The sequence below is a fragment of the Teichococcus aerophilus genome (genome assembly GCF_014490485.1).
GTDB lineage: Bacteria > Pseudomonadota > Alphaproteobacteria > Acetobacterales > Acetobacteraceae > Pseudoroseomonas > Pseudoroseomonas aerophila.
Window position 1 is genome coordinate 35144 of sequence record NZ_JACTVA010000042.1, and the last position, 12916, is coordinate 48059.

General features: G+C 66.2%; 13 protein-coding genes and 1 pseudogene. 8 read left to right on the top strand and 6 right to left on the bottom strand.

What is annotated here, in order from left to right; translation table 11 throughout:
• Window position 1: 1 nt before the first annotated feature.
• Window positions 2-1291, bottom strand: a complete 1290-nt coding sequence (locus IBL26_RS19160) for an NAD(P)/FAD-dependent oxidoreductase (protein WP_187786118.1) — start codon at window positions 1289-1291, stop codon at window positions 2-4.
• Window positions 1292-1542: 251 nt separating this feature from the next.
• Here IBL26_RS19160 and IBL26_RS19165 point away from each other — a divergent pair, with 251 nt between their 5' ends.
• From IBL26_RS19165 to IBL26_RS19185, 5 genes and pseudogenes are all read left to right on the top strand, one after another.
• Window positions 1543-2673 carry an NAD(P)/FAD-dependent oxidoreductase gene (locus IBL26_RS19165; protein WP_367615467.1) on the top strand — a complete coding sequence of 377 codons (1131 nt, stop codon included), beginning with the start codon at window positions 1543-1545 and terminating at the stop codon, window positions 2671-2673.
• Complete coding sequence (locus tag IBL26_RS19170) at window positions 2670-3578, top strand: LysR substrate-binding domain-containing protein (RefSeq protein WP_187786120.1); 909 nt, start codon at window positions 2670-2672, stop codon at window positions 3576-3578. Before IBL26_RS19165 ends, IBL26_RS19170 begins: the two co-directional genes overlap by 4 nt.
• 26 nt (window positions 3579-3604) lie before the next feature.
• Window positions 3605-4768, top strand: coding sequence for a serine hydrolase domain-containing protein (locus IBL26_RS19175; protein ID WP_187786121.1), 1164 nt, complete (start codon window positions 3605-3607; stop codon window positions 4766-4768).
• A gap of 1146 nt (window positions 4769-5914) precedes the next feature.
• Window positions 5915-6427 carry a hypothetical protein gene (locus IBL26_RS19180; protein WP_187786122.1) on the top strand — a complete coding sequence of 171 codons (513 nt, stop codon included), beginning with the start codon at window positions 5915-5917 and terminating at the stop codon, window positions 6425-6427.
• A gap of 225 nt (window positions 6428-6652) precedes the next feature.
• Window positions 6653-6885 (top strand): annotated as a pseudogene (locus tag IBL26_RS19185) (transposase); the annotation flags it as partial.
• Window positions 6886-6990: 105 nt separating this feature from the next.
• Here the strand turns inward: IBL26_RS19185 and IBL26_RS19190 are convergent.
• Window positions 6991-7599, bottom strand: coding sequence for a TetR/AcrR family transcriptional regulator (locus tag IBL26_RS19190; RefSeq protein WP_187786123.1), 609 nt, complete (start codon window positions 7597-7599; stop codon window positions 6991-6993).
• 128 nt (window positions 7600-7727) lie between these two features.
• On the opposite strand from IBL26_RS19190, the gene IBL26_RS19195 reads away from it, so the two are divergent.
• Window positions 7728-8606: an SDR family oxidoreductase gene (locus tag IBL26_RS19195; protein ID WP_187786124.1), complete on the top strand. Its 879-nt coding sequence runs from the start codon at window positions 7728-7730 to the stop codon at window positions 8604-8606.
• An 88-nt stretch (window positions 8607-8694) separates the two neighbouring features.
• Here the strand turns inward: IBL26_RS19195 and IBL26_RS19200 are convergent, their stop codons facing one another.
• Together IBL26_RS19200 and bdcA are read right to left on the bottom strand one after the other, a co-directional pair.
• Entirely contained in the window at window positions 8695-9138 is a 444-nt protein-coding gene (locus IBL26_RS19200; protein ID WP_187786125.1) for a GNAT family N-acetyltransferase, read from the bottom strand.
• A gap of 294 nt (window positions 9139-9432) precedes the next feature.
• Window positions 9433-10146 carry an SDR family oxidoreductase gene (gene bdcA, locus IBL26_RS19205; protein WP_187786126.1) on the bottom strand — a complete coding sequence of 238 codons (714 nt, stop codon included), beginning with the start codon at window positions 10144-10146 and terminating at the stop codon, window positions 9433-9435.
• A gap of 78 nt (window positions 10147-10224) precedes the next feature.
• Between bdcA and IBL26_RS19210 the strand changes: the two genes are divergently transcribed.
• Window positions 10225-10815 carry a TetR/AcrR family transcriptional regulator gene (locus IBL26_RS19210; protein ID WP_187786127.1) on the top strand — a complete coding sequence of 197 codons (591 nt, stop codon included), beginning with the start codon at window positions 10225-10227 and terminating at the stop codon, window positions 10813-10815.
• Between the two features lie 307 nt (window positions 10816-11122).
• Here IBL26_RS19210 and IBL26_RS19215 read toward each other — a convergent pair whose 3' ends face one another.
• Window positions 11123-11854 (bottom strand): SDR family NAD(P)-dependent oxidoreductase, encoded by a 732-nt coding sequence (locus tag IBL26_RS19215; protein ID WP_187786128.1) that lies wholly within the window; start codon window positions 11852-11854, stop codon window positions 11123-11125.
• A gap of 83 nt (window positions 11855-11937) precedes the next feature.
• Between IBL26_RS19215 and IBL26_RS19220 the strand changes: the two genes are divergently transcribed.
• On the top strand, window positions 11938-12330 hold the full coding sequence (locus IBL26_RS19220; protein WP_187786129.1) for a winged helix-turn-helix transcriptional regulator: 393 nt from the start codon (window positions 11938-11940) through the stop codon (window positions 12328-12330).
• A 103-nt stretch (window positions 12331-12433) separates the two neighbouring features.
• Here IBL26_RS19220 and IBL26_RS19225 read toward each other — a convergent pair whose 3' ends face one another.
• A complete protein-coding gene (locus IBL26_RS19225; RefSeq protein WP_187786130.1) occupies window positions 12434-12739 on the bottom strand; it encodes a hypothetical protein in 306 nt (101 codons plus the stop codon).
• Window positions 12740-12916: the final 177 nt, after the last annotated feature.

A 12916-nucleotide genomic window follows, 5' to 3' on the forward strand; every position in this document is an offset into this window, starting at 1 on the left:
GTCATAGCGGGCCGAAGGGGCGGCCCGCCCGCCCCGTCTCGAAGCGATCCAGCCGGAACGGCGCCAGGTCCTGCGCGGCTGCCTTGCCAGTGGCCAATTGCGCGATGACTTGGCCCACCGCAGGGGCCAGGCCGAAGCCATGGCCGGAGAAGCCCGTGGCCACGATCAGCCCGAGTGTCCGCTCCGGCGCATCGATCACCGGCAGGGCATCCGGCAGCAGGTCGATCTGCCCGGCCCAGGATTTGACGACGCTCACAGGGGCCTGCAGGCCGAACAGGGCGCCGAAGCGCCGCATCGTCTCCACCACGCGCATCTGGTTCGGCCCGGTGCGGGGGGCACCGGGCCGGGCCAGGCCGAGGGTGAAAGCGTGGCGGTGTCGCACGAAGCTAGGCAAATAGTGCCTCGCGTCGCGCAGCAGACCCCAGTCCAGGTCGATATCCGCGGCACCATCCGCCGCCACGATGCAGGAGCCATCGGCACGCTGCCGCAGCCCGATGCCGAAGCCGCAGAAGCACGGGTCGATCACCCCCGCCAGTGGCGCGGTGAGGGAGACGGTGCTGCGCACTACCTGCTGCGGCAGCCAGAGGCCCAGCCCCGCCAGCAAGCCGCGTGATGCCGCGCCCGCGGCGCAGATCACGACGTCGCTGGCGATGCTGCCGTGTTCCGTCCGCACGCCACGGACGCGCCCGCCGCTCGCCTCGATGGCCAGCGCGCTGCAATCCTCGATCACGCGGGCGCCCAGACGTTGCGCCGCGTGCAGGAAGGCGCGGCTGGCCAGGGCGGGCTCCGCCTGCCCATCTTCTGGCGAGAACAGGGCGCCCGCACTGGCGCGCCCCAGGCTGGGCCAGGATGCCGCCACTTCCGCCGGGCTCAGCAGGCGCGTCGTCGGCGCCTGGTCCGCGACCTTCTCCAGCCAGCGCCGGTGGGCGGCCTGCTCCGCCTCGCTGCCGGCTACGAACAAGCAGCCCTGCTGCCGCCAGCCCATCGGCATTCCCAGCCGCGCCTCTAGCCCCGGCCACAGGGCCAGCGCGGCGGCGGCCAGCGGCATCTCCAGCGGGTCGCGGTACTGACTGCGGACGAAGCCCCAGTTGCGGCCCGATTGCAGGGCGGCCGGGCGCGCCTGCTCCAGCACCACCGCGCGCAGGCCGCGCTCGGCCAAGAAATAGGCGGCGGCCAGGCCGATGATGCCGCCACCGACGACCACCGCATCGGCTCGGCGGGGCAGCGGCTCGGCGCAGCCTGTCAGCTGCGCCATCACGTCGTCCGGCGTGTGTGGCAGCAGGCTCAGCATGGGCGGGGCGGCGGGAATAGCGGGTGGAGCATGGATGCGAATGGGTCTAAAGCGCATCTGTAAAGACCACCGGCCGCGCTGTGTGTCGATTTCAATAACGGCAAACAGGGGTCTAAAAAGCTGGGCCAGGACCGTTGCCTGGCCTGCCCCAGCTTTTTAGAGCCAGCTTTACATTCATTCGCATGGACCCCGGCCACGCCCCGTGGCTCAACCCAGGCCATTATCCCGGCAGCCAGCCGGCGGAACGCAACGTGGACATCTCGGCTGACGTCATCATCCTGGGCGGCGGCATCGCCGGTGCCTCGGCCGCCTTCTTCCTCGCCCCGCACGCCTCGGTCGTGCTGCTGGAGGCGGAGGAGCAGTTCGGACAGCACAGCTCCGGCCGAAGCGCGGCACAGTTCACCGTGGGCATCACCGCCCCCGCCATGCGCCGCTTGGCCGCCGCCAGCCGCGCCTTCCTGGCGCAACCGCCGGCCGGCTTCGCCGCGTCCCCCTTGCTGCATCGCCGGGGCAGCCTGACCTTCGGCCGCGCGGGTGACGAAGCCCGGCTCGATGCCCTGGCCCGGCGCATCCGCGAGGCCGGCGCCCAGGCGAAACGGCTGGACATGGCCGGCACCCTCGCCCGCTTCCCGCTCCTGCTGGCCGCCAGCGCCGCCGCCGGCGCGGTGGAGGAGCCGGACGCGATGGAGATCGAGGTGGATGCACTGCTGCAGGGCTATCTGCGCGGCGCCCGGGCGCACGGGGCGCGCTGCCTCGGTGCCCAGCGGGTCCTCGGACTCCACCATGAGGCCCAGGGCTGGGAGGTCCGCACGCAGGCCGCGGCGTTCCGTGCGCCCCGTATCGTCAACGCGGCCGGGGCCTGGGTGGACGAGGTGGCGGCCCTGGCCGGCGTGCGGCCCATCGGCATCCAGCCCTATCGGCGCACCGCCTTCACCTTCGCGCCGACGCCCGGCCTGGACCACACCATCTGGCCACACGTGGCCGATATCGGCGGTCGCTGGTACGTGCAGCCTGATGCGGGGCAGATGATGGGGAGCCTGGCCGATGCCACCCCCTGCCTACCCTGCGATGCCATGCCGGAGGAGTTCGACATCGCCCTGGCCATCGACCGGATCGGGGCGGATACGCGGCTGCAGATCGGGCGCCCCATCCACCGCTGGGCCGGGCTGCGCAGCTTCGTGCGCGACCGTGACCCCGTGGCGGGCAAGGCCACGGATGCGCCCGGATTCTTCTGGCTCGCGGGTCAGGGCGGCTGTGGCGTGCTGACCTCGCCAGCGCTGGGGGAAGCGGCGGCGGCCCTGGTGCTCGGCCATGCGTGGCCGGAGGCGCTGCGGGCGGCGGGCCTGGTACCGGCCTCTCTCGCGCCGTCGCGGCTGGCATGAACCGCCGCCTCCCCTCCCTCAACGCACTGCGCTGTTTTGACAGCGTCGCGGCGCATCTCAGCATCCGCAAGGCCGCCCATGCGCTCTGCGTCAGCGAAAGCGCAGTCAGCCGGCAGATCCGTATCCTGGAGCAGCAGCTCGGCATGCCGCTCTTCCTGCGGACGAATAACGGGCTGGAGATCACCGAGGCCGGGCAGCGCTTGGCCGGCGCGGTGCGCGAGGCCTTCGACCATATCGCCGACGCACTCGATCCCTTCCGCAGCGATGCGGACGAAGTGACCATCCGCGTGCTGCCCACCTTCGCGCTGCGCTGGCTGTATCCGCGCCTGAACAAGTTCCAGGCGCAGCACCCGCTCGTGCGCATCAACGTGCAGACTCGGCTGAACGACATGAATGCCGGGGATGGGGATGCCGATCTCGGCATCCGCTACGGCATCGGCAACTGGGCGCCGGATGCGGTGTCGGAGCTATACCAGGAATGGGTGCTGCCCGTCTGCGCGCCGGGCTACATCACCGGCCGAGCACTGGAAAACCCGGCGGAGTTCGCCGACCTCACCCTGCTGCACCCGCTGCCGAACCGGCAGGATTGGTCGATCTGGTGCGAACGCGCCAGCCTGGCCGGGTTGGACATGCAACGCAGCCTCGATTTCGATGCGCTGGACATGGCGCTGAGCGCAGCGGAGGCCGGGCACGGCCTGGCGATGGCCGATGTCGTGCTCGCGCACAGTGCCATCGCCTCCGGCCGCCTGGTCACGCCACGGCGCCTGCCGGTTTCCACAGGCATGTCCTACTATCTCGTCAAGCCACCGAACCTGAAGCGCAAGCGCCACGTGAAGCTGCTGACCGACTGGCTGTGCGACACCATGCGCGAGGCCGACGAGATCATCGCCCTTTACCGCGGCTGATCCAGCCCGAGCACGAAAGGCCTACCATGACCGACCGCGAGCAGGGCAAGACGACGCTGTCCAACTGGCGGACGTGGCCGTTCAACCGCTGGGGCTTCCAGAATGCCGACCGCCTGATTCCCACCGCCATCATCTCCGGCCAACCGGCGCCGCCACGTGCCATGGCGGGGCTGGAGCTGCTGGACCTGCCTTTCGCCTACCCGGATGGGCGGCAGGTGACGCTGGGCGGCCATCTTGGCCTCTCCGCCGCCGATGCCTTGCTGGTGTTGCAGGATGGCGAAGTGCTGACCGAATGGTACGCACCGTGGGTCGATCCCTCGCGCCCGCACACGGTGTTTTCAATATCCAAATCCATCACCGGGTTGCTGGCGGGAATCGCCGTCGGGCAGGGCCTGCTGGACCCGGAAGCGCAAATCGCCGACTTCCTGCCCATGGCACCAGGCGCCGCCTATGCCGGGGCGCACATCCGGGAGCTGCTGGACATGACCGTGGGCATCGCGTTCGAGGACGACTACCTGGACACCGCCGGGCTGTTCGGCCGCTACCGCAGGGCGATGCTGTGGAACCCGCCGGACGCCAATCTACCCGCTGAAACGCTGCCCGACGTCCTGGCGGATTTGCAGCAGCGCGGCGCGCATGGCGAACGCTTCTTCTACGCCTCGCCCAATGTCGATATGCTCGGCCTGGTGCTGGAGCGTGTGACTGGGCAGCGCTACCACACTTACCTGGCTGAGCAGCTTTGGGCCCCAATGGGTGCCAGCGGGCCGGCCTATATCACCACGGACGGCATCGGCACGGCACGCGCCTCGGGCGGCCTCTGCATGACGGCACGGGACCTCGCACGCATCGGCCAATTGCTTCTGGCGGATGGCCGGGGCGAGGATGGCCAGCAGGTCGTCCCTGCCGCGTGGATCGAGGACCTTCGCGAGCAGGCCAGCTTCCCCGCCTGGGCCGCGGGCAGCGCGGCGGACATGTTTCCACGTGGGCGCTACCGTTCCGGCTGGTACCACCCGGATGGCAGTGGCACGAGCTTCTGCGCCATCGGCATCCATGCCCAGTGGCTATGGGTGGACCGGACGAAGCGTCGCGTCGTGGTCAAGCTCTCCTCCCGCCCCGAGCCCAGCGAGGACGCGGCGACGCAGCGCGAGATCGCCATGATGAACGCGATTTTTGCAGCCCCCTTGGCCTGACGTGCCGATGGTTTGTGAATGAGGTCTGGTGGCATGATCGAAGAGTGCTCTTTCAGAACGCATCTATCCAGACGGGTAGCCACGACGCATATATCGAGGGTTTGGGGCATCATGATCGCTATGCAAGATAGTTGTTCCTGCACAGAGGAAAAGGATTGCCTTGTCGAGATTCGTGGCTCTGGTTTCTGCCACCCTTCTCTTCGCCCTCCCCGTATGCGCTGCGGATGTGTAGGAGGATGAACCTCCGGTGATGCGCATCATCTTCGAGGAGTGCATAGAATACATCCGCCACGGACGGATCCCGTTCCGGGGCCTCGCTACCCGCCCTGCGCATCTGGAGGGGATCCGAGAATTGCCCTCCCGCATGCCCGACCGTGAGCAAGCCGTCGAGCTTCTCTCCTCGGACCGTCCCAGTGGATACAGGTGTGGGTCTAACGCAGAGCCTGGACGCACGTCATTCTGTCTGGAAACGCCCGTTGTCGGATGAAGGGTCGAGTAGCCGCTTGCCATTCTGCACCGCCCTGCGGCGCGCCTACGGGGCGGGCATGGTGGCCTTCCCGGCCTCGGATCGGACGCTGCCGGCGTGGCCGGCGTGGCCGGCGTGGCCGGCGTGGCCGGCGTCGGCGTAGTTCCCTCTCTCGCGATAAGGAAGATTTTGTGCGAGCGTAGGTTGGGGGCGCTTCTCGGCGAAGCGGGGCTTACTCTGCAGACGCCGCCGGCTTCGCCCAGATTTTCTGGGTTGGGTTCTGCCGCCAGATTTCCGCTGGCCGCAGGTAGCCCATGGCCACCTCGGCCGAGCGGTGCCGGGTCTGCCGCATCACCTGCGCCAGGTCCGCCCCCGCCTCGCCAGCGGCCGTCGCCAGCCCAGCCCGCAGGGAATTGCCCGGAGAAGCGTTCCCAGCCCTCTAGCCCGGCTTCCAGCGCCGCCACGCGCACCAGGCGCCAGACCGCCTCGTTGGACAGCTGGGCGGCGTTAGGACTGCCTGCTTCGCTCAGCCTGACGAACAGCGGCAGCGCCGCATCCGAGGCGCCGCCGCAAACATCCGCGGCCTCCCGGCGGAAGCTCATCCCGGCCTGCCACGCCGCCAGCGGGCAGCAGGAGGGCTCGGCCGGGTTGGCCCAGATGGCGACCAGCTGACCGGCACCGTGCGGGTCGGTCTTGGAGCGGCGAATGCTCACCTGCAGCCCCTTCCCTGCCACGGCCACCACGTCGCCCAGCGCCAAGCCGACCAACTCGGCGCGGCGCAGCGCCGCGCCAAAGCCAATCAGCAGCAGCGCGCGGTCACGGGCACCGATTGGCGTGTCGGCTGCCGGCCGCGTCGCCAGCATCTTGCGCAGCAGATCCGGGGTGGCGGCGGCCTGCCGGCGCGGCCGGGTGTCGGTGCTGCGGGTGATGCCCTCCAGGACCATGCGCAGGCGGGCGTCGCCAAGATCGAGCGCCAAGCCGGCCAGGCGGTGCGCTGCCTGGATGGCTGCCAGATGCACGCGCAGGGTGGCGACCGAGCGGCCATCATCGGCCAGGCGCACGGCGTACATGGCGATGGTGTCGGGATCGGCGCCGAGCGGGTCACGGCCGAGGCCGGTGCACCAGGCGGCATAGGCACCCCAGGCGCTGCGGTAGACGCGGCGGGTGCCCTCCCCCCCTCCCGGGTGGCATAGACCGCCGCCCGGCCGGAGAGCGCGTCCAGGGTCGGCGTGGGGTCGGTATCCACTGGCAGGACCAACTCGCCTAGCAAGGTCGTGGAGAGAGTACGGCGGGTCATGCGAGCAGCCTAAACCAGTGCGACAGCGGAGCCACAAGCGACACCACATCCCCCTAGCCCGGTATCCAAATCCACACATGCTGCGCTGCACAATATTTCATTGGACCGGATACGGCAGGCTGCCGAGGCTGCCAGGGCGTACAGCACCGAACTGGAGGTCGTGAAGTTGCCGGAAGCAAGCGCGACTTCATGCTTCTGCCGCGACGCTGGGTGGTCGAGCGGTCCTTTGCCTGGGCCACCTGCTTTTGGCAGTTAGTGAAGGACTACGAGCGCTACGCCACCACGCTTGCCCATCTCCATCTCGTCGCCTGCATCATGCTCAAGCAAGCCGCTCAACTTGCCGCAGGTCCATAACGGCCTCTGGCGCTCTAACGAAGGCATTTTTCTAGGGGCCTTCCGTTCCGTATCCCAAGCTTGAATCCGGCGGACGCAGGGAGAGGGTACATAGAGCGGACAGAGCTAATCACACGACTTGTCGCCCAGCAGTAGTCGGGCTGCGTCACGAATGGCTCCGCCGATCCGCCTGTCAGACGTGGCTTGCGCCATTACGATCACGCCCTGGATAAGCGCAAGAATCTGAAGGACAGTTTTCTCAGAATTGGCCAAACCCAAAGGCGCGATGAGGCCGGTGACCAGCTTATCCAGGTTTTCAAAATAGGTATCGATCATCGCCTGTATTTCGGGGGTATCTGCCTCCGGACCGAACTCGGCCAAACCCTTTACGAAGGGACATCTACGGAACGGACGTTCCTGAAAGGATGCCTCGAGTGCATCGAATATCGCCAGCACTCGCTCAACGGGGGACAGGCCCGGACGCTCGGTCCTGGTGACGAGCATCTGCATCCAGACCCTGGCTTGACTGCGAAGATAGTCAGTAATCAGACACGCCTTAGATGGAAAATGCTTGTAGAAGGTCATCTTGGCAACGCCGCTTTCGGCGATGATCCGGTCGATTCCTACAGTGTGGATGCTGCGCCGATAGAATAGCTCAGACGCGGTTCTCCGGATGCGCTCCCTTGGAGGGAGATCGGCAAACGGTTGGTCGTCAAGATTGGTCAGTTCTTGCATGGCATCGCCTTCATGATCTTTACATAATGGTGCCGCCCTTGGATGGACAGGGCAGTAATCTGCGCGCTTGTAAATACAGACAGGTCTGTCTATATGGCGGTCATTGTAGATTGTCGATTGGATTCGAAATGCGCAGCAAGGTAGTGGTTGTCACCGGCGCGAGCAGCGGTTTTGGGAAGCTCACGGTGTTGGAACTCGTGCGGCAGGGACATACTGTCGTCGCGACGATGCGCGACATCGACGGCCGCAATAGCACGGTCCGGGATGAATTGATCGAGACCGCGAAGGCAGACGGGAACCCTCTGCAAGTCCTCGAGATGGACGTCGCCAGCGATGCGTCGGTCGCAGCGGCTATCGCCAGCGTGATCGCGCAGCACGGTCGAATCGACGTGCTGGTCAATAACGCAGGGCTGATGCCCATAGGCGTAACGGAGGCCTATACGACCGCCGACGTCGAGCGATTGTTCGCGGTCAACGTCTTCGGCGCCGTCCGTACCGATCGCGCTGTCCTCCCCCACATGCGTGCCGCCGGCAGCGGGCTCCTCGTGCAGGTCACGTCGCTGATGGGCCGATTCACCATCCCGTTCTTCGGCGTCTATGCCGCAAGCAAGTTCGCACTCGAGGCGCTTGTCGAAACCTATCGCTACGAACTCAGTAGCTTCGGGATCGATTCGGTGATCGTCGAGCCGGGCCCTTTCCCCAGTAACCTTATCGCGTCCAGCCCGCAGCCATCTGATAGCGCAGTGCTGGCAGCCTATGGCGAGGTCGCGGCGATCCCGGGCCAGATCAAGGCCCATGCCGATCAGCAGTTCGATCCCGCTAACCCGCCGCGTCCGCAGCTGGTCGCTGATGCAATCGCGAAACTGGTCGCGGCGACCGAGCGGCGTCCGCTGCGCACGGTCGTTATGCCCGAAGGGCTGGATTACGGCGTCCAGCACATCAACGACGCAGTCGCGCCCATCCAGAACGGCGTCCTGAAAGCAATGGGCATGGAAGCCATGATCTGACGGTCAGCCTCATCGTCCGAGAATGGCTGTGGTCGGATGGAATGAATGTGCCGGCCAGGGACGCGCTATGAATGGGAAGCGGGCATCCTCAGTAGGTCTTCATGGCCAAATGAGGGATGCCCGCATCCATAAACTCTGAACCGAATGCGACGAACCCGAGCTTCTCGTAGAGCCCAATCTTGTCGGTCTGCGCTGTCAGGTAGAAGCGAACAATACCGCCCTTCCGGCAAAACTCCATGGCTGCGCTCATCATCTTGCGTGCGATGCCCTGTCCGCGATGTTCAAGGCACACAGCGACCCGGCCGATCTTCGCATGCTCCGGGGTGAAGACAACTCGCAACGTCCCAACAAGTTCACCTTCGTATAAGGCGATGTAATGGGTCGCGCCCGGATCGTACTCATCGATCTCCTCTTCTACGGGAACGCCTTGCTCCACTACGAAAACCTTGTGGCGGAGTTCCAGCGCCGCTTTACCGAGCGTCGAAGAGGCGGGCACGCGGATGACGCAGACTTCTGACGGTGTCGGTAACATGCACTCTCTCCTTCAGCTCCCGCCCCTACCAGCGGTTGCGGATGGTATTGCCGCAAATCTGCCGGGCGAAAAGGTGAGACCGGATGCCATCGGCTATTTCGTCCGAAAAGAAGGAACATCGGGCGGAATGGCGTGGAGGGCCAGTTGTCCTGCTTTGCGCCCATTTCAGGTAGCCACCAAGCACCGCTGTGTTCCCGGAAGCGGACGGACCTGCCCAGGCGGCTTATCTGCAAACAGGTTGGACGGACCCACGGGCGGGCGGCCGACGCTCTGGCCGCCCCGTGCTCCGTCGCATCAGGCGCCGAAGCCGCCGTCGATCGTGTGCATCGCCCCGGTCACGAAGCCCGCCTCCGGCCCTGCCAGCCAAGCGACCATCCCCGCCACGTCCTCGGGCCGCCCGTGACGCTTGATGGCCATGACGGCGTGCTGGATGTCCTTCATCGGCCCGTCCGCCGGGTTCAGGTCCGTGTCAATCGGTCCGGGCTGCACGACGTTCACCGTGATCCCACGCGGACCGAAATCCCGCGCCAGCCCTCGCGCCATGCCCTGCAGCGCCGACTTGCTCATCGCGTAGGCGCTGAGGCCCGGAAAGGGAATTCGATCGCCGTTGACGGAGCCAATCACGATGATCCGCCCGCCCTCTGGCATTCGCCGTGCCGCCTCGACCGCGGCATGGTAAGGCGCGGCCACGTTCACTCGGATGAGCCGGTCCACCGCGTCAGGATCCTGCTCGAGCGGGTCGCCGAAGGCGCCGACCCCCGCGTTCACCACCAGCACGTCTAGCGGCCCGCTATCCCGCACCCGTGCGATCACCGCGTCCCGGTCGGCGCTGTCTGTCACCACCGCCGTGCTGCCGGTTTCGGCCGCTACCCGCTCCGCTGCTTCACGCGAACCGGCATAGGTGAAGGTCACCGCCGCGCCATCTGCTGCAAAACGCCACACGATCGCCGCCCCAATGCCCCGGCTGCCACCGAGCACCAGAACGGACTTACCTTGAAAACTACCCACGGGAGGTTCCTTGAGATTTAATGTAGTTGTCGATACATAAATCCGACAGCGGACGCCTCGTCAAGGAGTTTTGTAATAGTGACTACAAATATATCGCGCCCGCGGGGGCGCCCGCGCCGCTTCGACCCGGAGCAAGCCGTCGCCACTGCTCAGCGCCTCTTCCACGCTCGCGGCTACGATGCCGTCAGCGTCGCCGACATCACTGAAGCGCTTGGCATCAATCCGCCCAGTTTCTACGCCGCCTTCGGCAGCAAGGCTGCACTCTATGCCCGCACCCTCTGCCGCTACACCGGTACAGAAGGTGTTCCGTTGACCGAGATCCTGCGGCCCGGGCGCCCCGTGGCTGAGGCTCTCTCGGCCGTGCTGGAGGATTCTGCCCGGCGCTATGGGGCCAACCCTGCCGCAGCTGGCTGCCTCGTCATCGAGGGTGCCCGCTGCAACGACCCCGATGCGCGAAACGCCGCCCGTGTCTTGACCACCGCCGCCGAGGACACAATCCGTCGCTTCGTTGCCGCCACCCACCCAGAGGCGGCCGGGCGGCTGGCAGACTATGTTGTCACGGTGATGGTCGGCCTCTCCACCATAGCTCGTGAGGGTTACGGCCTTGACCGCCTCCTCGCGACCGCTCGCCTTGCTAGCCTAGCCCTCGAGCAGGCGCTGCGCACCTAGGCGTCCCACTGAAGAGCACCGCTTCAGCCGTAGGAGATATGCTAATCGGAGCGCACCCCTGACCGGTCACCTACTGCTACCAACCCAGTAGCGGTTTTTCAAAAGGTCTGCCAGCAGCTGCCATTCCGCCCGCGGCTCAGGCTTGGTAGGTCGACTTGGCGCCCATTGCCGTCCTTCGCGTCGTGACACCGGATGCCTGAATCGGACATACTACCCGTGTCTGGATGGCCTCGCGGCGCGAAGGGCCACCGTTCTGCGAGTGACTGATAGCTGCGTGAGCCCGTGTACTCCGCTGGCTCGTAACAGATCAGACCTGCCGCATCCCACCATCGACACATAGTTCAGCGCCCGCGATGAAGCTCGCCTCGTCGCTGAGGAGAAATAGCGCTGCCGCCGCAACTTCCTCCGGGCGCGCCATCCGGCCGAGCGGGATCTGTCCAACAAGGGCCGCGCGCACCTCATCCGTCGTGGCCTCCATCATCGCCGTATCCGTGGGGCCCGGGCTGACGACGTTCACGCGGATGCCGCGCGGCGCTAGTTCGGCGGTCCAGGTGCGCGCGTAGGAGCGCAGGGCCGCCTTGGTGGCAGCATAGGTGCCATAGTGGGGAATGCCCGCCACGTCCGCGATCGACCCGATGAGCACGGCCGAGCTGCCCTCGTTCATGGCGCCGACCGCCGCATGGAAGGCGAGAACGGGGCCGCGCACATTGACCAGGAAGTGCTGATCGACATGTTCCGGCGTCTCCTCGGTCAGCATTGCCGGTTCGGAGATCCCGGCATTGAGCACCAGCGCGTCGATACGGCCATGCGCGTCCCGCACCGCAGCGACGGCTTCCGCCACATCTTGCGCCACGCTGGCATCCGCGACGAGGCCGCGTGCTCCTCGGCCGATTGTAGCGGCGGCGGCATCCACTGTCTCGGCACGGCGCCCGGTGAGAAACACCGTCGCGCCCTCGGCTGCTAGCCGCTGGGCGGTGGCCAGGCCGATGCCACTCGCGCCACCTACCACCAACGCCACCTTGTTCAACATCCGCGCCATCGCCGTCTCCAGTTCATCAACGATAGCGGTCTAGATATACAGAGTGTATCTGGTAGCAAGAACGCACTTTGGATAGCCTAGATATGGCCAACGATACCGACCTCGAAGTCCTCTCCTCTTGCGCCCTGTCCAACATGGCGCGCGTGCGCCCCGTGCTGGACAAGATCGCAGACAAGTGGACCATCCTGATCCTCACGGTGCTCTGCCCAAAGCCTTCGCGCTTTAACGAGATCAAGCGGCGCCTTGATGGCATCACCCACAAAGCCCTTGCGGACGCACTGAAGCGCCTGGAGCGGAACGGGCTGGTGACGCGGACTGTGCTGCCGACGGCGCCGATTGGCGTGGAGTACGCCATCACGCCACTAGGGCACTCTCTGCGTCATCCCTTCGAGGCGCTCTGTGGTTGGGCACTGGCGCATGGCGACGCAATCAATGACGCCCGCACTGCATATGACCGCGCCAGACAGGCCGAGTAGGCTTTGCGGCTCATTCTCCAGGAATTGAACTAGTGTAGGGGCCGACCGCCCAAGCCTTGTGTTGGGAGCGGCGGTGGCTAATCCTGGCGGATTAGTTGAACGCCTATTCGGTCCCCTGCGCTTTCTGCACCGCGTCCAGCACCGCCTCATGCGCCGCCAGGATCCGCCGCAGCGTAGGCTTCCCTTTGTCGCTGGCTTCGGCGATGCCCTCGTGCATGTCCTCGATGCCTGTTGTCAGCTGTTCGGCCAAGCCAGAGAGCCTTTCCTGCAGCTGCTCCTCGTCATCCTTGAGCTCAGCCTTCCAGATCGCCAGAACGCGAGAGAGTTCGGTGGCAGCGCGCTCGGGTGGGACACCCGCTTGCAGCAGCTTGATGAGGGGGGCCAGGTCAGCAGCAGGGGAGCGGGACATACACAGGAAGATAGGTCTGCAGACCTTGGGTGGCTAGGCGACGAGCCTGCTCTGGGAATAGCGTAGGAAGATACGCCCTCTAGCAGGCACTCCCAGATACTCCACTCGAGAGCAAATCTCCTGCTTTCCGCTCAGGTGCAGAGTTGTGTCCTATCTTCCGGATCGCCCCGACAAGCC

Excerpts from the sequence above, each read along its gene's own strand:
- IBL26_RS19160 (WP_187786118.1), bottom strand. The coding sequence starts at position 1,291 with ATGCTGAGCCTGCTGCCACACACGCCGGACGACGTGATGGCGCAGCTG.
- IBL26_RS19170 (WP_187786120.1), top strand. The coding sequence starts at position 2,670 with ATGAACCGCCGCCTCCCCTCCCTCAACGCACTGCGCTGTTTTGACAGC.
- IBL26_RS19175 (WP_187786121.1), top strand. The coding sequence starts at position 3,605 with ATGACCGACCGCGAGCAGGGCAAGACGACGCTGTCCAACTGGCGGACG.
- IBL26_RS19190 (WP_187786123.1), bottom strand. The coding sequence starts at position 7,599 with ATGCAAGAACTGACCAATCTTGACGACCAACCGTTTGCCGATCTCCCT.
- IBL26_RS19195 (WP_187786124.1), top strand. The coding sequence starts at position 7,728 with ATGCGCAGCAAGGTAGTGGTTGTCACCGGCGCGAGCAGCGGTTTTGGG.
- IBL26_RS19200 (WP_187786125.1), bottom strand. The coding sequence starts at position 9,138 with ATGTTACCGACACCGTCAGAAGTCTGCGTCATCCGCGTGCCCGCCTCT.
- IBL26_RS19215 (WP_187786128.1), bottom strand. The coding sequence starts at position 11,854 with ATGGCGCGGATGTTGAACAAGGTGGCGTTGGTGGTAGGTGGCGCGAGT.
- IBL26_RS19220 (WP_187786129.1), top strand. The coding sequence starts at position 11,938 with ATGGCCAACGATACCGACCTCGAAGTCCTCTCCTCTTGCGCCCTGTCC.
- IBL26_RS19225 (WP_187786130.1), bottom strand. The coding sequence starts at position 12,739 with ATGTCCCGCTCCCCTGCTGCTGACCTGGCCCCCCTCATCAAGCTGCTG.